Source organism: Pusillimonas minor (assembly GCF_014237865.1).
GTDB lineage: Bacteria > Pseudomonadota > Gammaproteobacteria > Burkholderiales > Burkholderiaceae_B > Neopusillimonas > Neopusillimonas minor.
Genome location: NZ_JACJUU010000003.1, coordinates 331,503 through 353,695, shown reverse-complemented (window position 1 = coordinate 353,695; position 22,193 = coordinate 331,503). Strand labels below are relative to the sequence as shown.

Genomic DNA, 22,193 nt, shown 5'->3' with positions numbered 1-22,193 from the left:
CTGGGCGGAACGGCAGCGGTGCACGTGTTGCCCCGCATGCCGACCGTGGTCGAATGGGGTGCAGTGGCGCTGATGGTGCTGATGGTCGGCCGTGCGGTGCCTGCCAAATGGCGCTGGCTGTTGTTTGTACTGTGGGCCGGCATTCTTACTTTTGGCATGACGGCCGCGCGTATCGAATATCGGTTGGGCGATCGGCTGGCGGCCACCAACGAAAACAAGGTTTCGCGCGTTGTGCTGCGTGTTGCTGGCCTGCCGAAACTGTCCCCCGACAGCCGTCAGTTCGAAGCCGAGGTGCTGTCGTCGCGGCCGGAGGGCGTGCCTAAACACATTATGGTGACCTGGAATGCCCCGGGGTACGCTGGCGTTTATGGTCGTCGCAATACACCACCGGCTGATTTCCCGGATCTGGTTCCTGGGCAGGTGTGGCGTATGGCGCTGACCTTGAAGTCGCCGTCGGGCGCCCGCAACCCGTCTGCTTTTGATTATGAAGCTTATGTATTCAGCCATGGCATAAGGGCGCTGGGGGCGGTACGTGGCCGGCCTGCCTACATGCGCGACGACGGCTGGGTAGGGATTGGTGGCAGCGCGCAGCGTGCCCGGCATTACGTACGCGAGGCGATGAGGCCGTATATTGAGGGCCTTCGATATGGCGGCGTGTTGCTTGCATTAACGATTGGTGACCAGGCCAGTATTGGGCCTGCCGACTGGGCAACCTACAACCGCGCAGGCTTGACGCATTTAATTTCAATAAGCGGAAGTCACATCACGATGATTGCTGCTATTGGCGGGTTACTCGTGCTGGCCCTATGGAGACGCGCGCATTGGCGGGGCCGTGGTCTGGCAGAGCGGGTACCTGCACAAGTGGCTGCGGCCGTTGCCGCTTTGATTGTCGCTTGGCTGTATTGTCTGCTGGCCGGTTGGGGGGTACCCGCAAGGCGAACATTCCTGATGCTGGCTGTGGTGGCTGCAACCCAGATCCTGAGGGTGCCGTTGTCGATGTCTCGTCTGCTTGCGCTGGTGGCGGTGATTGTGGTGGTGCTAGACCCCTGGGCGCTTTTCGCTAGTGGCTTCTGGCTGTCGTTTGGCGCAGTCTATGTGTTGATGGCCAGTGCGCAATGGTGGGGCCGACATGCTGCCGGTCATCGTCCGGGGCGGCGGGCGTCGATCTGGTTTGCGGTGTACATGGCGGTGGGGCTGCAGCTGGCCATTACGGCGGGGCTCATGCCTTTGCTGGCTTTGATTTTTAACGACGTATCGCTGGTGTCGCCCCTGGTCAATGCTTATGCCATACCGGTGGTCAGTTTCATTGTGACTCCGGTATCGCTACTGGCCGGAGCCGCTGCCATAGTCCCGGGTTTGGGCGATGTGGCGCGGCTACTGGTTTGGGTGGCGCATGGTGCAATGACGCTCATGATGGTCCCCACCGAGGCGTTGGCGCAGTGGTCGTGGGCCAGCTTCTCCGTGGCGTCAGGCCCTGCAACGCTCACCGCGCTGGCGGTGGCGGGGCTGCTTATCGCAATTGCGCCTTATGGCTTGCCGCTCAGGTCGCTCGGTTGGGTGTTCATGGCGCCGGCCTTGTTTTGGTTGCCTGTCCGGCCCGCGCCGGGTCACTGGAAGTTGGTAGCGCTCGACGTGGGGCAGGGTAGCGCGCTGGTGATAAAGACAGCGACACGTACGCTGGTATTCGACACTGGTGTGCGACATGGGCCCGACGCCGACGAGGGCGCGCGTACGTTGTTGCCTTATTTGCGTTCCTCGGGTGTTCGGTCGGTCGACGTGTTGGTGGTTTCGCACGCAGATACCGACCATGCAGGGGGCGCGCTGTCCTTGTTGAAGGCCATTTCGGTGGGGCAGTCTTATACCTCCTTCGCGCTTGAAAAAGACATTGCTAAATCGCAGCGCCTGCTGGGTGATACGCAAGCGGTGACGTTGCCAGACGCAATGACGACCTGTGCTTATGGGGCAACCTGGAACGTTGACGGCGTGACATTTTCTTTTTTGTGGCCCTTGCCCGAGCCACAGCCTGAGCGACAGCGTGCGGCATCAGGGACGCCTAGGCCGTCGTCTGACAAGAGTGTGCGTTCGACTTCAGGCCAGCGCAACCGAAACGCCTGTGTGCTGCGGGTTCAGGGCCAGCACCATAGCGTGTTGTTGACCGGGGATATCGGTGCCGCAGAAGAGCGTCGTTTACTGGCGCGAGGCTTGGGGCCAACCGATGTTGTGGTTGCCGCGCATCATGGGTCTCGGTTTTCGTCGTCGCAGGCTTTTGTCCAGGCCACGCAGCCGACGCATGTCATTTCACAAAATGGCTGGCAGAACCGGTATGGCCACCCGGCACCGGCCGTACAGCAGCGCTGGGAAGCCTCAGGCGCACACTTTTGGCGGACCGATTGGCATGGGGCCTTGACGGTTGACTCAACGGCTGCTGGCCTGCGCGTTACGGCTGAGCGCGTGCAGCATCGACGCTACTGGCAACGTAACGTTGCATTTACCAAGTAAAAACCTGCTCAGGTGATTATTGAGGGGATAACACATGAGTATTGAGACGGAGGGGTAATACCCCATTTTTAGCAGTAATCAGCATTAGAATCGTTTGAAATATTGACCTTCTGTAAAGACTGAAAAGAACTCATATAAAATGAATTTCCAACTGCCCCAGGACACCCGCAATGGCTGTAGCCGCACCTCTTAACGTCGATCTTCACTGTCACTCCTCGTTTTCCGACGGTGTGCTTGCGCCCGAGGCGCTGGCGCAGCGTGCGCACAAGCAGGGCGTGCAGGTGTGGTCGTTAACCGACCACGACGAACTGGGCGGCCTGGCGCAGGCGGCCAAAGCGGCGGCCGACCAGGGGTTGGTGTTTATCCCCGGGGTAGAAATTTCGGTGTCGTGGGCGCGCCAGACCGTGCACATTGTGGGGTTAAATATCGACCCCGAACACGCTGGCCTGGTCAATGCTTTGAACGAGTTGCGCAGCTGGCGCGAAAGCCGCGCCCGCGACATGGGCGACAAACTGGCTACCTTGGGTTTTGACGGGTGCTACGAGGGCGCCCTGACGTACGCCGATAACCCCCAACTGCTTAGCCGTACGCACTTTGCACGGTATATGGTCAGCCGGGGCTGGTTTAAAACCATGCAAGACGTGTTCGACCGCTATCTGGGCGATGGCAAGCCCGGCAATGTGCCCACGCGTTGGGCCTCGCTTGAAGATGCGGTTAACTGGATACGCGCTGCGGGCGGGATGGCGGTTATTGCGCACCCGGGCCGCTACAAGTTCGACGACACCCAGTTCGACGCTTTATACGAGGTGTTTCGCGATGCGGGGGGGCAGGGTATTGAAGTGGTTACGGGCAGCCACCGGCCCGACCAGTACGCCACCTATGCGCAAATTGCAAAACACTATGGCTTTAAGGCGTCGCGCGGGTCCGACTTCCATTCGCCGGACGAAAGCCCGGCCGACCTGGGGGCGTTGCCCCCGTTGCCGCAAGGTTTAAAGCCGGTGTGGGCCGACTGGGTGTAGCGGCAGGCCAGGCCCGGCCCGGGCCTGCAGGGCGGGGTTTTAACCCACGTTGGGCGGGGTGTGGTCGTCGGTAGGGGTGGGGTCGTTCTGGCGGGCGTAGTTGTTGCCGAAAACGCTCATGTAGGAGGGGTAAAAGCTGCAGTACAGCACGGCGGCAATCAACAAGTTAACGGGGGTCATGAGCAGTTGTGCGGTAGCGGCCGACAACCCCAGTTGCATTAAAAAGCCGTCGGCAAACTGCGCACCCAAAAATATAACTGCCCAACTGGCACCGTAAAGCAAAAACGGCCATTTATTGCGCCAGCACGCCACCATCGAAAAGAACAACGCTTGCGTCATACGAATATGATGCCAGCCCACCAGCGCGGGGGCGTGCCAGAAGAACGCCGAAATGAGCACGTAGATAACGGCAAAGGTAATAAACGGGCCTTGCACCGCTTGCAGTAATGCGGCCTCGTCGATACGGCCGTCGGTATTAATGGCGGCCATCAGGCTGTCTAGAAAGGGGACGGTGGCGATCAGCCCGCCCAGCAGGCAGCAGGCCAGGTAGGCCAGCCCCAGCCTGAACAACCCCTTGCGGGCCACGGCGTCGCGCATGGGGGCGAGCCACATGCCCGGCACAATTTGCCGCCCGGCCTCGATGTGACGGCACGCGTTCAGGGTAATAAAGGTAAGCGACGGCATGGCGGCTATTAATGCCATCTGGCCGAACAGAGGGATGAGATACGTGATGGTGATCAGCAGGCCGGTAACCAGGCTCCAGAAGAACATGGCCATGGGCTGGCGCTTGAACAGCTGGATACCGTCGTTGATCCATTGCCAACCGGCGGAATAAGGAAGAATGGCGGCTTGCATGCGCTGTAAGTTTCCAGTTGCGGTAAAAATTTTCGGGGCTTGGGCGAAAGCGCGAACGCGCTTTTTTGGCCCAAAGCGCGTTGCCTTTTAGCCGGCCAAAGCAGGGGCGTTGGCCCGGCGCGCCATCAGCACCCGTTCGAAGTGGGTGGGGTCGTGCGGCTTAAGGGTTTGGGCAGGCCGAGGCAAGAAAAAGTCGTACAGGCGCGACACCCAGAACCGCAGCGCTGCGGCTTGCAGCATAAACGGCCAGGCGGCGGTTTCGGCATCGGTAAATGGGCGGACGGCGGCGTAGGCAGACAGCCAGGCGTTGAGTTTTTCGGTGTTGAAACTGCCGTCGTGGCGGTTGATGCACCAGTCGTTGACACTGACGGCCACGTCGAACAGCCAGGTGTCGCAACCGGCAAAATAAAAGTCGATAAAACCGCCCATGCGCGGGTCTTCGAAAGTGCCGTCGAACAACACGTTGTCGCGGAACAAGTCGCAGTGCGCCGGGCCCGATGGCAGCTGTTGGTAGGTGCTGGTTTGCGCAAATTCGGTTTGCTCGCGCAGTACGGCCTGGATAAGTTCGGCCTGCTGGCTGTTTAAAAACGGCAGCACTTGCGGAATGGTGGCTTGCCACCAGGCCAGCCCGCGCAGGTTGGGCTGACGGATACCGAACGACTGCCCGGCCAGGTGGGTACGCGCCAGGGTTTCGCCGGCCAGTGTGCAGTGCCGCGCGCTGGGGTCGGGTTCGTAGCCGCCGTTAAGGCGCGTAACAATGGCGCAAGGTTTGCCGTGCAGTTCGCCAATGCGCCGGCCGTCGCAATCGGTTTGCGGTTCGGGCACGGGTATGCCCTGTTCGGCCAGGTGGTGCATCAGCTCGATATAGAACGGCAGCTGTTCAAACGTCAAGACCTCGAAAATGGTCAAGACGTATTCGCCCTGTGTGGTCGTTAAAAAATAATTGGTGTTTTCGATACCGGCGGTGATGCCGCGCAGCGATACCAGCTCGCCCAGCGAATAACGGGAAAGCAGGGCGTGTGCGTCGGAGTCGGAAACAGGGGTAAAAACGGCCATGGCGCGAATAAAAAGTTTAAGGTTGCGTCGTCAAAGGGCCGATTTTAGTCTACCCGCTGCAGCCTGTGACCCGCAGGCGTTAAAATTTTGGGCATTCTCTTGAAACAGGTCTTGTTGTGACAGATTCTTCAGGCGCCATTCGGCGCGGGCACCCGGGCTGGCGCTTGTGCGTGGCCCCCATGATCGACGTAACCGATCGCCACTGCCGTTTTTTTCATCGGCTGCTGGCGCCGCACGCCCGTTTGTACACCGAGATGATTACGACGGGTGCGATTGAGAACGGGCAATTGCCGCGTTTGCTCGATTTCGACCCGGCCGAACACCCGGTGGCCCTGCAACTGGGGGGTAGCGAGCCCGATGCCCTCGCGCGCGCCGCCCGTATTGGCGAACAGTGGGGCTATGACGAAATCAACCTGAATTGTGGTTGCCCGTCAGAGCGGGTACAAAAAGGGGCGTTCGGCGCTTGTTTGATGGCCGAACCGCGCTTGGTGGCCGATGGCATCAAGGCGATGCAAGACGCGGTATCTGTGCCGGTTACCGTCAAGCATCGCCTTGGGCTCGACTACAACGAGTCCTACGATTTCGTGCGTGATTTTGTCGGCGAAATCTACAACACCGGGTGCCGGGTGTTTATTGTGCATGCGCGCAATGCGGTGCTTAAAGGGCTAAGCCCCAAAGACAATCGCGAGATCCCGCCGTTGCGCTACGACATGGCCACGCGTTTGCGCGCCGACTTCCCCGAGGCCGTTGTGGTACTTAATGGCGGTATTGCGCAAGCCGGGCAGGCGGTGGGTTTGCTTGACCAGTTCGATGGCGTGATGCTGGGCCGGGCAGCCTGGCACGACCCGGGCGTGCTGTCTGACATTAGCCGGCAATGCTGGCCCGACACCCCGGTGGGAACGCGGCAAGCGGTGGTTTTGGCCATGATGAACTACGCGGCGCAGCAGGTGGCCCGAGGGGTGCCGTTGCGGGTGGTGGTCAGGCCCATGCTGGGTTGGATGACAGGCTTGCATGGTGCGCGCCGGTGGCGCCGGATGCTGTCTGACCCCAACGTGCTGCGTGCCAACGACCCGGCCGTTATTGCCACAGCGTTGGCTCAAGTCGAGATCTCGAACGGGTAGTGATAAGGCGCACCAAGCGGGGTGGCCAGACACACAACGCATGTTATGTCGTGGCCAGGTACGAAGGCGCACACAAGAACGAAGAGGCGTACGTATATAAGCAAAGGGGGCATGTTGCCCCCGTTTTTACACCTTGTCGTCTTCTGGGTCTTCCTGGCCTTCGGGCCAGTCGCGTATATAGGCCTTAAGCATTTTGTTTTCAAACTTTTGCGCGGCCACAATGGCCTGGGCCATGTCGTAAAACGAAATCACCCCCAGCAGTACCGGGCCGTCCATGACAGGCATGTAGCGCGCGTGCTTGTCGAGCATGAGCCGCTGGACTTCATCGGCGCTGGTGTTTGGGGTGACGCTGACGGGGGCGTCGTCCATGACGCTGCGAATGGTGAAGTCGCCAATGACGCCGTTGTTTTTTGTCAGGTGGCGGATGATCTCGCGAAAGGTGAGCATGCCCACCAGTTCACCGTGTTCCATAATCACCAGCGAACCGATGTCTTGTTCGGCCATGGTGGCCAGTGCCTGGTTGATGGGGGTGTCGGGGGTGGCCGTATAAAGGGTATTGCCTTTAACGCGTAGAATTTCACTGACTTTAAGCATGGCTTGCCTCCGTGGGCTTTTCTGGTTTTGTTGAATCATTCTGCACTATTCCGGGGCTTTCGGGTATAGCGATTTCCCCATTCAGCACGTCTTCTAGGCTTATTTTTTGCTGCGCCGTTAGTGCGGCCGATACGGCGGCGGCCAAGCCGGGGTCGTCGGCCAGGCCGTTTTGGCCGCGCTCGATCAGCAGTGCGTCAATCAGGGTGCCTAACTGTGCTTCGCGCAAGTCGCAGGCCAGCACCCAATAGTCTTGGCCTTTCTTTTGCGTGGGCACGACAAACCCCAACTGCTTGAGGGTGGCCAATACATTAGAAAGTTCGTTGTAGTGCAAACGTAAATGGGCCCCAAGAAAACGGGTGCTGCGGCCAGGTTCGCCGCTTGCCTGTGTACTGCGCAGCAACCGGATGATACGTATGGCGTCGACAAAGGTGGCTCCCGGGCGGCGCTGTTCGGCCCAGCGGCGCAGGCGCAAACTGGGCAGGGTGGCGGCGACCGTTGCACCAAACAAAATGGCCAGCCACGACAGGTAGATCCAGAGCAGGAAAATGGGCAGGGTGGCAAATGCCCCGTAAATAATGGTGTACGACGGAAACTGGGTGATGTAGTACGCAAACCCCGATTTCATGGCCTCGAGCACAATGGCGGTGCCAAAGCCGCCGGCCAGCGCATCGCGCCAGAAGACATGCCGGTTGGGAACGCAGATAAATAACGCCGTAAAGGCCAACCCCGTAATGAACATGGGGATAAACGACAGCCAGAACCGCATGCCCGACGTGATGTGCCCGACGTTGAATACGGCTTGCTGGGCAAGATACGACGTGACCCACAGGCTGGCCCCTGCCAGCACCGGCCCCAACGTAATAATGGCCCAGTACACCAGCATGCGTTGGGGCAGAGGGCGCTGTTGCTCTACCTGCCAGATATCGTTTAACGCGGTATCGATGGTCATGATCAGCATGACCGAAACCACCAGCAAAAAGACGGTGCCCACCGCCGTCAACCCCGAGGCCTGGGCGGCAAACTGGTTAAGGTAGCGCATGACCGTGTCAGATACGGTGGGCGGCATCAGGCTGTTGACCAGGAAGCTTTCAAGGGCCTCGCGAAAGTCGGCAAACAGCGGGAAAGCCGTGAACAGGGCAAGAATGACAGCCAGCATGGGCACGATGGCCAGCACGGTGGTGAAGGTCAGGCTTGACGCCACCTGAGTAAGCTTTTTTTCGGCGGCGCGTTGCATGGCGTAATGCAACACTTGCCGGGCATCGCTGCACCATTGGCCCAACCTTTTTGAAAGCGGGTCGGTGGCGCTGCGGGATTCGGCTTCTGGTTTTGTCATTCGGTGGTGGCGTTCATGACGAAGATCGGCATTCGGGTAATAATACCAGCATGAAACCCCAACTTAATCCTGTTTACCGCTATGGCGCCATTGCGTCACTGGTGGGCCTTATCGTGTTGTGTCTGGTCTGGGAGCTCGGCCTGGCGCCGTTGCGCCCGGGCGGCTCGTTGCTGGTGCTTAAAGTGTTGCCCCTTTTGTTGCCCTTGCGGGGCGTGCTGAAGGGCAGCGTGTACACGCTGCAATGGGCATCCATGCTTATATTGCTGTACTTCATGGAAGGCGTCGTCCGGGCCTATTCCGACCCGTCCCCCTTGTCGGCCATGCTGGGCGGCGTCGAAATCGTGTTGTCGCTGGTGTTTTACCTGTGCGCCATTTTGTACGTCATGCCGGCCAAAAAGGCCGTCAAGGCGGCCAAGAAGGCCCAGGCTTCGGCCGGGCAGGGCGGCGCCGACAACGCAGGCAATTCGGCGTCGGGCGTCAAATGAATACTGCCAGCTCGCCATTTGGCCGGTTAAATGTCGGCAATTCGTTCGCCGGCTTGCCGGGCGATTTTTACACCGCGTTGCCCACGCAACCGCTGGTACGGCCGCGGTTGCTGCATGCCAACCCCCAGGTGGCCCACATGCTGGGCTTGTCGCCGGCCGACCTGTCCTCGCCCGGGTTTCTTGATGTGGTCGCCGGCAACCATCCGTTGCCGGGGGGTATTGCCCTGGCAGCCGTGTACAGTGGGCATCAGTTTGGGGTGTGGGCCGGGCAACTGGGCGACGGTCGTGCCCATTTGCTGGGCGAAATCATCACCGATCAGGGCCCTTTCGAGCTGCAACTGAAGGGTTCGGGCATGACGCCTTATTCCCGACGGGGCGATGGCCGGGCGGTGGTGCGTTCGTCGGTGCGCGAATACCTCGCAGCCGAGGCCATGGCTGGGTTGGGCATTCCCACCACGCGCTCGCTGGCCCTGGTCGTGGCCGACGACCCAATCTATCGCGAGACTGTTGAAACGGCGGCAGTGGTCACCCGGGTGTCGCCCAGTTTTGTCAGGTTTGGGTCGTTCGAGCATTGGGCCAATCATCCCGATCATTTAAAAACGCTGCTCGAATACGTCGTTCAGCGGTTTTATCCGCAATGCGCCCAGGCATCGCCTGATGACGACGATCTTGGCGGGGCCAATCCCCTGCAAAACATGGCGCTCAAGTTTCTGGGCGAGGTCGTGCGCCGTTCGGCCCGTTTGGTGGCCGATTGGCAAACCGTTGGTTTTTGCCATGGCGTCATGAACACCGACAATATGTCGGTGCTTGGCCTGACACTTGACTACGGCCCTTATGGGTTTATGGACGCCTTCCAGGTTAACCATATTTGCAACCACACCGACACCCATGGCCGGTACGCCTGGAATGTGCAGCCGTCGGTCATGAACTGGAACCTTTACCGCCTGGCCAGCGCCCTGACGGGGCTGGATATCGAACCCGACGCGCTCAAGGCGCAGCTGCAAGAATTCGAACCCGCGTTTTTGCAGACCTATCAGGCGAATCTGGTGCGCAAGTTTGGCCTGACACACTGGGATGAAGACACCGATGCTCAGCTGGTCGACGACTGGTGGCGCTTGCTGCATACCCAGTCGGCCGACTTTACCTTGTCGTTCAGGTACCTGGCGCAGGCGCCGCAAGACCCGGCCCGTTTCTTGTCATTGTTTACGCAGCCCGATGCCGCCCGGGCCTGGCTGGCGCAGTACGCCGCAAGGCTGGCGGCCGACGACCAAAGCCCCGAAGCCCGTGTGGCCCGCATGAACGCGGCCAACCCGCTGTATGTGTTGCGTAACCACCTGGCCCAGCAAGCCATCGATGCTGCATTGCGCGACGATGCCACCGAAATCGAAACCTTGCTGATGCTGTTGCAAGACCCGTTTACTGAACGCCCCGGTTTTGAGGCTTATGCGGCCCCGGCACCCGATTGGGCGCGCGGTCTGGCCGTCAGTTGTTCGTCATAATGCAATAATCGTGTTCTGTTCCGGGTTGGCCGCTGCGTGGCTTGCCCGTCTACCATTGACCCCATTCAAAAATACCGTTAATCATGTCCGGCAATACTCTAGGCAAGTTGTTCTGTGTTTCTAATTTTGGCGAATCGCATGGCCCCGCCATTGGTGCCGTCGTCGATGGCTGCCCCCCCGGGCTGGCCTTGTCGGCCGACGATATCCAGGCCGAGCTCGACCGCCGTCGCCCGGGCACATCGCGCCACGTGACGCAGCGCCAGGAGGCCGACCAGGTTGAAATTTTGTCGGGCCTGTACGAGGGGGTGACCACCGGCACGCCGATTGGTTTGCTTATCCGTAACACCGATGCCCGCAGCAAAGACTACAGCAATATTGCCGATACTTTTCGTCCTGGCCACGCCGACTACGCCTACTGGAAAAAATACGAGCATCGTGATCCGCGCGGCGGGGGCCGTTCGTCGGCGCGCCTGACGGCGCCCACAGTGGCTGCAGGGGCTATTGCCAAAAAGTGGTTGGCGCAAACTTATGGCGTCAAGGTTCGTGGCTACATGAGCCAGTTGGGCCCTGTTTCCATCCCGTTTCAAGATTGGTCGCACGTTGACAACAACCCGTTTTTTGCGCCCAACGCCGACGTCATTCCCGAGCTCGAAGCGTTCATGGATCAGCTGCGTCGCGACGGAGACTCCATTGGTGCACGCATCGAAGTTGTTGCCGAGGGTGTGCCGGCGGGGTGGGGCGAGCCGCTTTACGACCGCCTTGACGCCGACATTGCGCATGCCATGATGGGCCTGAACGCCGTTAAGGGGGTGTCTATCGGGGCCGGCTTTGGGTGCATTACGCAACGCGGCTCCGAGCACGGCGATGAAATTACCCCCGACGGGTTTGAAACCAACCACGCGGGTGGGGTGTTGGGCGGTATTTCGTCGGGCCAGCCCTTGCTGGTGTCGCTGGCCATCAAGCCCACGTCCAGCATTCGTGTCGAGCGCCGTTCGGTTAACCGTGCCAACGAACCCGTGCAGGTGCAAACGCTGGGTCGTCACGACCCGTGCGTGGGCATTCGTGCAACGCCCATTGCCGAGGCCTTGCTGGCGATTATTCTTATGGATCACGCGCTGCGTCACCGCGCTCAGTGCGGTTAGTGGGCCGCTAGCGCGCCTTGGCTACAGGCGGGCGCGCTTTGCGGCCAGTGCCGTTTCAGTGTCGACACGTTTACGGTTAGTTTCGCCAAGGCGCCGGGCAGGCTGTATTGGCGTGAAGGAGAGTGAAGATGAAGTTTGTTGCCATGCGTCGTTTTCTTTCTGTCGGGGCCGTCACACTCGCGCTGACGCTTGCCGGGTGTGCGGCTGTTCAAACGACCGGTTCGGGCGCCGTGGGTATTCAGCGTCAGCAATACATGTCCAGCCTGGTGTCCGAGCAGCAATTGCAACAAGAGGCCGCCTCGCAATACAGCGCGCTGATTTCCCAGGCACGCGCGCAAGGGGCCCTTGACGTCAATGCGGCACAAACCCGCCGTGTGCAAGCCATTGCGCGGCGCCTTATTGCCCAGGTCGGCGTGTTCCGACCCGACGCCACGCAATGGAACTGGCAAGTTCATGTGCTCAAGTCAAACGAAATCAACGCCTGGTGCATGCCGGGCGGGAAAATCGCCGTCTACACTGGCCTGATCGACAAACTAAAAGCTACCGACGCCGAACTGGCCGCCGTAATTGGCCATGAAATTGCGCATGCCTTGCGTGAACATGCCCGCGAGCAGGTGTCGCAGCAAATGGCGGCCAATATCGGGTTGTCGGTGCTGGCTGCTGTTACCGGCAGCCAGGCTTCGGCCGACCTGGGCGGCGCGCTGACCAACGTCATGTTTACCTTGCCCAACAGCCGTACTCACGAAATCGAGGCCGACCGTATGGGGGTTGAGCTGGCCGCGCGTGCAGGTTACGACCCTTACGCTGCGGTAACCTTGTGGCAAAAAATGTCTGCGGCAAGCGGCGGGGCGGGGCAGCCCGAATTCTTGTCGACGCACCCGTCGGCTGACACCCGTATTGCCGATTTACAGAATATTGCCGCGCAAATGATGCCGCTTTACCAGCAAAGCCGCCGCTAACGCGGTATGCGGCTTTAGTAGTGCCAGTGCCATGAGCCCTTGTTCAAAGCGGGTGCGCGTTGTACGTCTGTCGCTCAGGCTGGTACTGCTTATACCAGTATATCTACTGCACTTGTACTAGCTTTCTGCGCTGTCATAATAGCTGCGTAGCCTTCTTCAAATTACTCAAGAGTCTTGTCATGGCCCAAACACTGTACGATAAATTATGGTCTGCACATGTTGTGCACGAAGAAACCGACGGCACCTGTCTGCTGTACATTGACCGACAGTTGTTGCACGAAGTCACCAGCCCTCAAGCCTTCGAGGGCCTGGAACTGACCAGCCGCAAACCCTGGCGTATTAGCGCCAACCTGGCCGTGGCCGACCACAACGTGCCCACTGCCGGGCGCGACCAGGGTATTAAAGACGACATTTCCCGCTTGCAGGTCGAGACGCTCGACAAAAACTGCGAAACCTTCGGCATTACCGAGTTTCGCATGACCGACCTGCGTCAAGGCATCGTGCACGTGATTGGCCCCGAACAGGGCGCGACGTTGCCCGGCATGACGGTTGTCTGCGGCGACTCGCACACCAGCACTCACGGTGCCATTGGCGCCCTGGCGTTTGGTATTGGTACGTCCGAGGTCGAGCACGTGCTGGCCACGCAAACCTTGCTCATGAAAAAGAGCAAAAACATGTTGATCAAGGTCGAGGGCGACTTGCCGCGCGGCTGCACCGCCAAAGATCTCGTGCTTTACGTCATCGGGCAAATCGGTACGGCCGGTGCCACGGGTTATGCCATCGAGTTCGGCGGCAGCGCCGTGCGCAGCCTGTCTATCGAGGGCCGCATGACGGTCTGTAATATGGCCATCGAGGCCGGTGCGCGTTCGGGTATGGTCGCGGTCGATGACAAAACCATCGAATATTTCCGTGGCCGCCCCTATGCCCCCAAGGGCGAGCAATGGGATCAGGCCGTTGCCTACTGGAAGACATTGCACAGCGATGACGGTGCGCACTTCGACCGCGTGGTCGAACTGAACGCGGCAGACATCCAGCCACAGGTGACCTGGGGTACCTCGCCCGAAATGGTATTGCCTGTCGACGGGCGAGTGCCCGATCCTGCGCTCGAGTCCGATCCGGTCCGTCGCAGCGGTATCGAGGGTGCGCTCAAGTATATGGGGCTCGAACCCAATACCCCTATTACCGAAATTCGCCCCGACGTTATCTTCATCGGGTCATGCACCAACTCGCGCATCGAAGACATGCGCGAAGCAGCAGCGGTGGTGCGCGGCAAGCGTGTAGCGGCCAATATCAAGCAGGCCCTGGTGGTGCCGGGTTCGGGGTTGGTCAAGGCCCAGGCCGAACAAGAAGGCCTCGACAAAATCTTTATCGAAGCGGGCTTCGAATGGCGCGACCCGGGTTGTTCTATGTGTCTGGCCATGAATGCCGACCGTCTTGAGCCGGGCGAGCGTTGCGCGTCTACGTCAAACCGCAACTTTGAAGGGCGTCAGGGGCAGGGTGGTCGTACCCATCTCGTCAGCCCGGCCATGGCAGCCGCTGCCGCGGTAGCCGGCCATTTTGTCGACGTTCGCGCTATTTAAAAGAGGTTATCCATGCAAGCATTTACTACACACCAAGGTCTGGTGGCGCCTCTCGATCGCGAGAACGTCGATACCGACCTGATCATGCCCAAGCAGTTTCTCAAGTCAATCAAACGCACGGGCTTTGGCCCCAACTTGTTCGACACCCTGCGTTATCTTGACCATGGCGAACCCGGCATGGACAACAGCAAGCGGCCGTTAAACCCCGACTTCGTGCTTAACCAAGAACGCTACCAGGGCGCCTCGGTGTTGTTGGCGCGTAAAAACTTTGGTTGCGGCTCCAGTCGCGAGCACGCGCCCTGGGCCTTGCTGCAGTTTGGCTTCAGGGCCATTCTGGCGCCGTCGTTTGCAGATATTTTCTTCAATAACTGCTTTAAAAACGGTTTGTTGCCCATCGTCTTGCCCGAAGCGGAAATTTCCCGCTTGTTCGATGACGTCAACGCCAAAGCCGGTTACCGCTTAAGTATTGACCTGGACGCGCAAAAAATCGTCACCGACGACGGCCGTGAGCTGTCTTTCGATATCGAGCCTTTCCGCAAGCATTGTTTGCTGAACGGCCTGGACGATATCGGCATGACCCTGCAAAAGGCCGACAAGATCAAGGCTTTCGAAGCCGAGCGTCTGGCGCGCCACCCCTGGTTGGTGGGCCAGCCCGGGGTCTGATCCATCCCGAAGGCTTGCGTACCCCAATGGGTGCGCCGGCCTTGTCTGTGCTGTCGTCGCTTCGGTCGCAGCACACAGCGGCCCGCTATCGCGGGCCAAGCTGTTTCTGATAATTATTTTTATAGATACGTTATGACTAAAAAAATTGCGGTGTTGCCCGGCGACGGGATTGGTACAGAAATTATTGAGCAGGCCGTGCGCGTTCTGGGCGCCCTGAAGCTTGATCTGGATCTTGAAACCCAACCGGTGGGCGGCGCGGCCTACGACCAGCATGGTCACCCCCTGCCACCCGTTACCCTCGAGCTGGCCAAAAAGGCCGACGCCATTTTGTTTGGCGCCGTGGGCGACTGGAAATATGACAACCTGCCGCGCGAACACCGCCCGGAACAAGCTATTTTGGGCCTGCGCCGCGCTTTGGGTTTGTTTGCCAACCTGCGCCCGGCCATTTTGTACCCCGAACTGGCCAACGCCTCATCGCTCAAGCCCGAAGTGGTGGCCGGCCTTGACATCTTGATTGTGCGCGAGCTGACCGGCGATATCTATTTTGGTCAGCCCCGTGGTGTGCGCGAGCTGTCCGACGGCCCCTTCAAGGGTGATCGTCAGGGGTTCGACACCATGCACTACGCCGAAACTGAAGTGCGTCGTATCGGTCATGTGGCCTTCCAGGCGGCCCGCAAGCGCGGTAAAAAGCTGTGCAGCGTTGACAAAGCCAATGTGCTCGAAACCTCGCAGTTCTGGCGTGACATCATGATTGACGTCGCCAAAGAATACCCCGATGTCGAACTGACCCACATGTACGTTGACAATGCCGCCATGCAATTGGTGCGCGCGCCCAAGGCTTTCGACGTCATTGTTACGGGCAACCTGTTCGGCGATATTCTGTCCGACGAAGCGGCCATGCTGACGGGTTCGATTGGCATGTTGCCGTCGGCCTCGCTGAATGCGTCGAACCAGGGGTTGTACGAGCCCAGCCATGGTTCGGCCCCCGATATTGCCGGCAAAAACATCGCCAACCCGCTGGCCACCATTTTGTCGGCCGCCATGATGCTGCGTTATTCGCTCGATGCCGCGCCTCAGGCCGACCGTATCGAGGCAGCGGTACAGAAAGTTTTGCAGCAGGGGTTGCGCACTGCAGACATCTACGAGGCCGGTACGACACGCGTTTCGACGTCCGAAATGGGCGACGCTGTACTTAAAGCGTTAGAATAGAACGTTTATTTTTAACTATCAGGTGAATTTTTTATGACTCAATCAGTAGGTTTGGTCGGCTGGCGCGGCATGGTTGGTTCGGTGCTCATGCAGCGCATGCGCGACGAAAACGATTTTTCTTTGTTCCAGCCCGTTTTCTTTTCCACCAGCAATGCCGGTGGCAAGGCACCGGCCTGGGCCGATGGCGCAGGTCCGCTGCAAAATGCCTACGACATTGAGACCCTGAAAAAGCTGCCCATTATTGTTACGGCCCAGGGCGGCGATTACACCTCCGAGGTCTATCCCAAGCTGCGCGCCGCAGGTTGGGATGGCGTCTGGATTGACGCGGCCAGCACCCTGCGCATGAAAGACGACGCAATCATCGTGCTCGACCCGGTCAACCGGGCGGTTATCGATGCCGCGTTGCAGCGTGGCGTTAAAAACTTTGTGGGCGGCAACTGCACAGTCAGCTGCATGCTGATGGGTCTGGCAGGTCTGTTCAACAACGACCTGGTCGACTGGATGACCAGCATGACCTACCAGGCGGCTTCTGGCGGCGGTGCCCAGCACATGCGCGAGCTGCTCACCCAGTTCGGCATCATCAACCAGTCGGTCAAGTCGCTGCTCGACGATCCGGCATCGGCCATTCTCGAAATCGATCGCGGTGTCTTGCAAACCCAAAAAGACGCCGACTTGCCGCGCGACCATTTTGGCGTGCCGCTGGCCGGCAGCCTTATCCCCTGGATCGACAAAGACCTGGGTAACGGCGTGTCGCGCGAAGAATGGAAAGCCGAAGCCGAGACCAACAAAATTCTGGGTCGTGGCGAGGCCTTTGGCACCGAGCCTACCCGTATCGACGGTCTTTGCGTGCGTATCGGCGCGATGCGCTGCCACAGCCAGGCGCTTACCTTGCATCTCAAGCGCGATGTTCCGCTCGACGAAATCACCGACATCATTCGCGAGGGCTCCAAGTGGGCCAAGGTCATCCCGAACGAGCGCGAAGCCACAATGCAGGGGCTGACGCCCGTGGCTGTTACAGGTACACTCGACATTCCTGTAGGCCGTCTGCGCAAGATGTCCATGGGGCCGCAGTACCTCAGCGCCTTCACCGTGGGCGACCAACTCTTGTGGGGGGCTGCCGAGCCGCTGCGTCGCATGTTGCGCATTACTTTGGGCGAACTCTAATATGCATAAATCTCATCGCTGGGCTGTCAACAAGTTGTCTTTACGTGTCGTATCTGCGGTTATTTTGGCCGCCGCGTCATTCAGCAGTTCAGTTCATGCGATGAGTTTCGGGCATTCGCGCCTGTTGTCGCCAACAGGCCAGCCCTTGCGTATTCAAGTGCCGGTGCACAACCTCACGCCCGACGACGTTCAGTCGTTGTCGGTTGTGGTGGCGCCGGCGTCGGCCTGGCAGCAGGCCGGTCTTACCCCGCCTGTCGATCTTTCCTCTTTGCAAGTGGGTTTGGTCGACGGCATGCGCGCCGGGTCGCGCACCATTACCGTCAGCTCGCCGCAAGCGTTGTCGGCCAATGTGGCCGATTTACTGCTTCTGGTGCGTTCGGCATCGGGGCAGCAACAACATCAGGTCAGTTTGCTGGCGCCCACCGACATGCAGGTCGTGCGTGCGGCGCAATCCCAGGCGCCTGTTATGTCGGCGTCGTCGGGTGCGGGTAGCCCGCCGCAGGGGCAGGGCGAAAGCCGCCCGGCTATCCAGGTGCGTCAGGGCGACACCATGTTCTCGCTGGCGCGCCGCCATGCGGTGCCTGGTGTCTCGTTGTATCAATGGATGGTTGCGGTGCAGCTGGCCAACCCAAATGCATTCATCAACGATAACGTTAACCTCGTTAAGGCGGGTGCGTCGCTGGTCGTGCCCGACCAGGCCGCGCTAACCGCGCTTACCGACGCGCAGGCACGTCGTGTGTTTCAGCAACATGCCGCCGCATTTGCGCAATATCGGCAACGTCTGGCGCGTCAAACCGGCGCGCCCCTGCAGCCCGGCGCAACCGACCGTGGCGGCGTTTCACCGGCCGCTAATGCTTCGTCTGCGTCCGTCAGCGCTTCGCAAAATGCGGCCGACAAGCTGGTTTTGGCCTCGGCGCAATCGGCATCAGGTACGCAGGCCAACGACGACACCCGTGTGGCCACCCAGAAAAATACCGAAGAGGTCCGCGAGCGCATTGCCGACCTCGAAGAGAACGTCAAAACCCTGAATCAGGCCTTGCAGCAGCAAGGCCCTGCAGCTACCGAGGCCATAACCGACGGTGTCGAGGCTTTGGCCGAAGCCGTCGGGCAAGTGGCGCAAACGGCATCTAATCTGGCGTCTGGCGCCGATACCGGCTCGGGTGCAGGCGCATCGGCAGGCGCCTCGGGCGCAGAGGCATCAGCGGGTGCGGCCAATGGTGGGGCAAACGGCGGAGCAACGGCGCTGGCTGCCGGCGCATCGTCTGCAACCGAAGGCGCAACCGCCGCCGCTAATGGCGCGGCGGGTGCCGGCCAGGCTGGTGCGGCCGCAGGTAACAGTACGGGTGGTGGCGCTACCGAAAGCGCTGCTGGCACCGCAGCGGCTGGCAGCTCAGGCACCTCAACCGGCGGCTCCTCAGCGGCTGGCACAGCAGGCCAGGGCCTGGTCGTAACCGCTCCGTCGGCCGGCTCAACTTCAACGCCGGGTGCATCGTTGCCGGGCGGCAATACGACTTCATCCGATGCCTCGTCGGCATCTTCCTCATCTTCCAAGGCTGTCACTCCTGTGTCGTGGTTTCAAGATAACTTGCTGGTCATCATTACCGGCATCCTGGCAATTATTGTGCTTGTTGTGGCGTGGTTGCTGCGTCGTGTGGGTCGCACCGACGACACGACCGACACCGGCATTACCGAAGACATGGTGCGCGAGCGTCTTCAGGGCATTAACCTCGACCTCGACGACGACCAGAAACCCGGCACGCGCACGTAACCTTTATGCCTCGTATTGCTTTGGGCCTGGCCTACGACGGCGCGCCCTGGCGCGGCTGGCAAACGCAGCCCGACGGCCATACCATTCAAGACGAACTGCACAAGGCGTTGCTGTCGTTTACCACCCAGCCCATTGAAACCGTGTGTGCAGGGCGCACCGATGCGGGTGTTCATGCCGTGGGCCAGGTCGTACACCTCGATACCACCATTGATCGCAAGCTTGAGTCGTGGGTGAGGGGGTTGAATACCCTGTTGCCCGACAGCATCGCCGTGCAGTGGGCCACCCATGTACCCGACGACTTCCATGCGCGGTTTTCTGCAACTGCCCGAACTTATATTTATGTGCTGCGCAACAGCCGCGTGCGCTCGCCGCTTACCCGTTCCCGGGCGGGGTGGGCCTATCAGCCGCTAAACCTGCAGGCCATGCGCGACGCGGCGACCCGCTTGCTGGGCGAGCACGATTTCAGCAGTTTCCGTTCGTCGCAATGCCAGGCGGCCAGCCCTGTTCGCACCCTCGATATTGCCGACATCCAGCAGCACGGCGAATTTTTTGTCTTTACCTTCAAGGCCAATGCGTTCTTGCATCATATGGTGCGCAACCTGATGGGCACCTTGTTGTACGTTGGCCTGGGCCGGCAACCGGCGTCGTGGGTCGACACCTTGCTGGCCGAACGCGACCGCCGACTTGCCGCGCCCACATTTGCCGCCAATGGCCTGTATTTTGCGCGTGTCGATTACCCCGCGCATTTCGGGTTGCCCATTGCCGATGCCCAGAAAAATTTTATTGACCATCTGGGGCTGGCCGGCACGGGTTTACAGCCGCTTTTTGGGGGCTGCTGAGCTTTCAGGGTTTTCAGTCGGTCCAACAAACACATAGGCGGCATCCCGCGGCTCATTGCGGCGCGTTAGAATCTGTCTCAGCGTTTTCCCAATATTTCTTTTTCAAGTCAATTCCATGACCTTTTTACTCTCAATGGCGCGCGCAATCGATGCGCTCAATCGCCTGGTGGGGCGGGTCGTTATCTGGCTGACCCTGATCGTAGTCATTATCAGCGCCGGTAACGCCGTTGTCCGCAAGGCGTTTCAGGTCAGCTCCAACGCCTGGCTCGAGCTGCAGTGGTATTTGTTCGGCGCCATTTTTTTGCTGGCGGCCGGTTATACCTTTTTGTGCAACGAGCACGTCCGGGTTGATATCTTGTCGCAAAAACTGTCGACTCGCACGCAAGTCAAAATCGACATTGTCGGCGTCTTGTTTTTCATGCTGCCCGCCTGTCTGCTTATTTTCTGGTTGTCCATACCCATGTTTGTCGATTCGTTTGTTTTAAACGAGCAGTCGTCCAACACCGGGGGGCTTATCCGTTGGCCTGCAAAGTTATTAATACCCGTCGGGTTTGGTTTGCTAGCGCTGGCGGGTGTGTCGCATTTAATTAAATGCGTGGGCTACTTGCGTGGCTTGTGCGACGACCCCAGGGTCGTTCAAAAAGACGATGACATGACGCTGGTGGACGGGGTCCATGCCGAGAACCTGAACGGCACCGGAGCAAAACCATGATGTTTCTGGTTGAAAACCTCGCGCCCATCATGTTCTTTAACCTGGTGGTGTTTTTGCTGCTGGGGTTCCCGGTGGCGTTTGGGCTTGCCGCTATTGGCATTTTGTACGGCTTGGTGGCGGTCGAGCTGGGCATGATCCAACCCGCACTGTTTCAGGCCTTGCCGCAACGGGTCTTTGGCATTGTGGCCAACGACACCTTGCTGGCCGTTCCATTCTTTACCCTCATGGGGTTGATCCTCGAACGATCCGGCATGGCCGAAGACTTGCTCGAAACCATAGGTCAGTTGTTCGGGCCTATTCGTGGCGGCCTGGCCATCGCTGTCGTGCTGGTGGGCGCCATGCTGGCGGCAACGACCGGGGTGGTGTCGGCATCGGTCATTTCAATGGGCCTTATTTCCTTGCCCATCATGCTGCGCTACGGGTACGACCGGCGGCTGGCAACCGGTGTCATAGCCGCTTCGGGCACGTTGTCCCAAATCATTCCGCCATCGCTCGTGCTGATTATCCTGGCCGACCAACTGGGTCGGTCTATTGGCGATATGTACCGTGGCGCCATGCTGCCGGGCTTGCTGCTCACCGGCGCTTATATTGCTTACGTCATCATCATCAGTTTGCTCAAGCCGTCGGCCGCGCCGGCTTTGCCGCCCGAGGCCAGGGTGTACGTCGAGCCCAACGGGCGACGCGGCTTGCGGTCGTTGGGCGTGCTGGTGTTGTTGTCGGCCGCCGCCGCCTATTTTGCGATGCAGTACTATTTTGCGGGTCGCACCGATGTGCCCTTCGACGAAAAAGTGGTCATTGTGCTGTTGGCCGGCGGGCTGACGGCCTGGGTCATTGCGCTGCTTAACAAAGGGCTCAAACTGGGCTGGTTATCGCAAATTGCCGAGCGGGTCACGTTTGTCATGATCCCGCCGTTATTTCTTATCTTTTTAGTGTTGGGCACCATTTTTATCGGCCTGGCCACGCCAACCGAAGGCGGCGCCATGGGGGCTGTTGGGGCCTTGCTTATGGCGCTTGCGCGCCGCCGCCTTACCCTTAAGTTATTGAAGCAAGCCATGGAAACCACCACGCGCCTGTCGTGTTTTGTGGTGTTCATTCTGGTTGGCTCCACAATTTTTAGTCTGAGCTTCCGGGGCATTAATGGCGACTTGTGGGTCGAGCACTTGCTGGCAGGTTTGCCGGGCGGGCAGTGGGGCTTTCTTATTGTCGTCAGCATTCTTACTTTTGTGCTGGCGTTTTTCCTCGACTTCTTCGAACTGGCCTTTATTGTCGTGCCGTTGCTGGGCCCTGTCGCCGACAAAATGGGCATCGACCTGATCTGGTTCGGGGTGCTTTTGGCCGTCAATATGCAAACGTCGTTTGTGCACCCACCGTTTGGCTTTGCATTGTTTTATCTACGATCGGTGGCCCCCAAGTCCGACTATATCGATCGGGTCACCGGCCAGCGGGTGGCCAAGGTCACCACCGGCGAGATTTATTGGGGCTCCATCCCGTTCATTGTTATTCAACTACTTATGGTGGCGGCAGTGCTGGTGTTCCCGGGTATGGTCACGCATTACAAGTCGAATGCGCCAGTGCAAGACGCCGCGACTGTTGATTTGCAAGGCGCTAACTACGGCACTGACTATGGCGGATACAACACTGAAGGCACACCCGATGCGGCCGCCGCTTTTCAGTAGCATCGCTTTGTTTTAAAGGT

Annotated in this window: 19 protein-coding genes; 15 read left to right on the top strand and 4 right to left on the bottom strand. The window is 59.5% G+C overall.

The annotated features are described in order from the left end of the window. Positions 1 to 36: 36 nt before the first annotated feature. Both GTU67_RS06615 and GTU67_RS06610 read left to right on the top strand, forming a co-directional pair. Positions 37 to 2,499: a DNA internalization-related competence protein ComEC/Rec2 gene (locus GTU67_RS06615; protein ID WP_249417599.1), complete on the top strand. Its 2,463-nt coding sequence runs from the start codon at positions 37 to 39 to the stop codon at positions 2,497 to 2,499. A gap of 170 nt (positions 2,500 to 2,669) precedes the next feature. Beyond that, positions 2,670 to 3,518: a 3',5'-nucleoside bisphosphate phosphatase gene (locus tag GTU67_RS06610; RefSeq protein ID WP_185779293.1), complete on the top strand. Its 849-nt coding sequence runs from the start codon at positions 2,670 to 2,672 to the stop codon at positions 3,516 to 3,518. Positions 3,519 to 3,557: 39 nt separating this feature from the next. On the opposite strand, the gene GTU67_RS06605 is transcribed toward GTU67_RS06610, so the two are convergent. Then, the gene (locus GTU67_RS06605) at positions 3,558 to 4,373 is read right to left on the bottom strand and encodes a BPSS1780 family membrane protein (RefSeq protein WP_185779292.1); all 816 of its coding nucleotides are present in this window, start codon (positions 4,371 to 4,373) and stop codon (positions 3,558 to 3,560) included. A gap of 87 nt (positions 4,374 to 4,460) precedes the next feature. Continuing rightward, entirely contained in the window at positions 4,461 to 5,429 is a 969-nt protein-coding gene (locus GTU67_RS06600) for a homoserine kinase (RefSeq protein WP_185779291.1), read from the bottom strand. 137 nt (positions 5,430 to 5,566) lie between these two features. Between GTU67_RS06600 and dusA the strand changes: the two genes are divergently transcribed. Next, complete coding sequence (gene dusA, locus GTU67_RS06595) at positions 5,567 to 6,550, top strand: tRNA dihydrouridine(20/20a) synthase DusA (RefSeq protein ID WP_346726994.1); 984 nt, start codon at positions 5,567 to 5,569, stop codon at positions 6,548 to 6,550. 126 nt (positions 6,551 to 6,676) lie between these two features. Here the strand turns inward: dusA and GTU67_RS06590 are convergent, their stop codons facing one another. Both GTU67_RS06590 and GTU67_RS06585 read right to left on the bottom strand, forming a co-directional pair. Next, the gene (locus tag GTU67_RS06590; RefSeq protein WP_185779290.1) at positions 6,677 to 7,144 is read right to left on the bottom strand and encodes a CBS domain-containing protein; all 468 of its coding nucleotides are present in this window, start codon (positions 7,142 to 7,144) and stop codon (positions 6,677 to 6,679) included. Next, positions 7,137 to 8,477, bottom strand: coding sequence for a YihY family inner membrane protein (locus tag GTU67_RS06585; RefSeq protein WP_249417598.1), 1,341 nt, complete (start codon positions 8,475 to 8,477; stop codon positions 7,137 to 7,139). The genes GTU67_RS06590 and GTU67_RS06585 overlap by 8 nt, the downstream gene beginning before the upstream one ends. 50 nt (positions 8,478 to 8,527) lie before the next feature. Here GTU67_RS06585 and GTU67_RS06580 point away from each other — a divergent pair, with 50 nt between their 5' ends. From GTU67_RS06580 to GTU67_RS06525, 12 genes are all read left to right on the top strand, one after another. Then, complete coding sequence (locus tag GTU67_RS06580; RefSeq protein WP_185779289.1) at positions 8,528 to 8,962, top strand: DUF2069 domain-containing protein; 435 nt, start codon at positions 8,528 to 8,530, stop codon at positions 8,960 to 8,962. Next, positions 8,959 to 10,461 (top strand): protein adenylyltransferase SelO, encoded by a 1,503-nt coding sequence (locus GTU67_RS06575; protein ID WP_185779288.1) that lies wholly within the window; start codon positions 8,959 to 8,961, stop codon positions 10,459 to 10,461. Before GTU67_RS06580 ends, GTU67_RS06575 begins: the two co-directional genes overlap by 4 nt. Positions 10,462 to 10,544: 83 nt before the next feature. Beyond that, on the top strand, positions 10,545 to 11,603 hold the full coding sequence (aroC, locus tag GTU67_RS06570; RefSeq protein ID WP_185779287.1) for a chorismate synthase: 1,059 nt from the start codon (positions 10,545 to 10,547) through the stop codon (positions 11,601 to 11,603). Between the two features lie 128 nt (positions 11,604 to 11,731). Beyond that, the gene (locus GTU67_RS06565) at positions 11,732 to 12,562 is read left to right on the top strand and encodes a M48 family metallopeptidase (RefSeq protein WP_185779286.1); all 831 of its coding nucleotides are present in this window, start codon (positions 11,732 to 11,734) and stop codon (positions 12,560 to 12,562) included. Between the two features lie 179 nt (positions 12,563 to 12,741). After that, positions 12,742 to 14,142 (top strand): 3-isopropylmalate dehydratase large subunit, encoded by a 1,401-nt coding sequence (leuC, locus tag GTU67_RS06560; RefSeq protein ID WP_185779285.1) that lies wholly within the window; start codon positions 12,742 to 12,744, stop codon positions 14,140 to 14,142. A 12-nt stretch (positions 14,143 to 14,154) separates the two neighbouring features. Beyond that, positions 14,155 to 14,805, top strand: a complete 651-nt coding sequence (gene leuD, locus GTU67_RS06555; protein WP_185779284.1) for a 3-isopropylmalate dehydratase small subunit — start codon at positions 14,155 to 14,157, stop codon at positions 14,803 to 14,805. A gap of 132 nt (positions 14,806 to 14,937) precedes the next feature. Further along, positions 14,938 to 16,014 carry a 3-isopropylmalate dehydrogenase gene (gene leuB, locus GTU67_RS06550; protein ID WP_185779283.1) on the top strand — a complete coding sequence of 359 codons (1,077 nt, stop codon included), beginning with the start codon at positions 14,938 to 14,940 and terminating at the stop codon, positions 16,012 to 16,014. A gap of 33 nt (positions 16,015 to 16,047) precedes the next feature. After that, positions 16,048 to 17,178, top strand: a complete 1,131-nt coding sequence (gene asd / locus GTU67_RS06545; protein ID WP_185779282.1) for an aspartate-semialdehyde dehydrogenase — start codon at positions 16,048 to 16,050, stop codon at positions 17,176 to 17,178. A 1-nt stretch (position 17,179) separates the two neighbouring features. Next, the gene (locus tag GTU67_RS06540; protein WP_185779281.1) at positions 17,180 to 18,946 is read left to right on the top strand and encodes a type IV pilus assembly protein FimV; all 1,767 of its coding nucleotides are present in this window, start codon (positions 17,180 to 17,182) and stop codon (positions 18,944 to 18,946) included. Positions 18,947 to 18,951: 5 nt separating this feature from the next. Next, positions 18,952 to 19,785, top strand: coding sequence for a tRNA pseudouridine(38-40) synthase TruA (gene truA / locus GTU67_RS06535; protein WP_185779280.1), 834 nt, complete (start codon positions 18,952 to 18,954; stop codon positions 19,783 to 19,785). A 115-nt stretch (positions 19,786 to 19,900) separates the two neighbouring features. Further along, positions 19,901 to 20,497 (top strand): TRAP transporter small permease subunit, encoded by a 597-nt coding sequence (locus GTU67_RS06530; protein ID WP_185779279.1) that lies wholly within the window; start codon positions 19,901 to 19,903, stop codon positions 20,495 to 20,497. Continuing rightward, entirely contained in the window at positions 20,494 to 22,173 is a 1,680-nt protein-coding gene (locus GTU67_RS06525) for a TRAP transporter large permease (RefSeq protein WP_185779278.1), read from the top strand. The genes GTU67_RS06530 and GTU67_RS06525 overlap by 4 nt, the downstream gene beginning before the upstream one ends. Positions 22,174 to 22,193 lie beyond the last annotated feature (20 nt).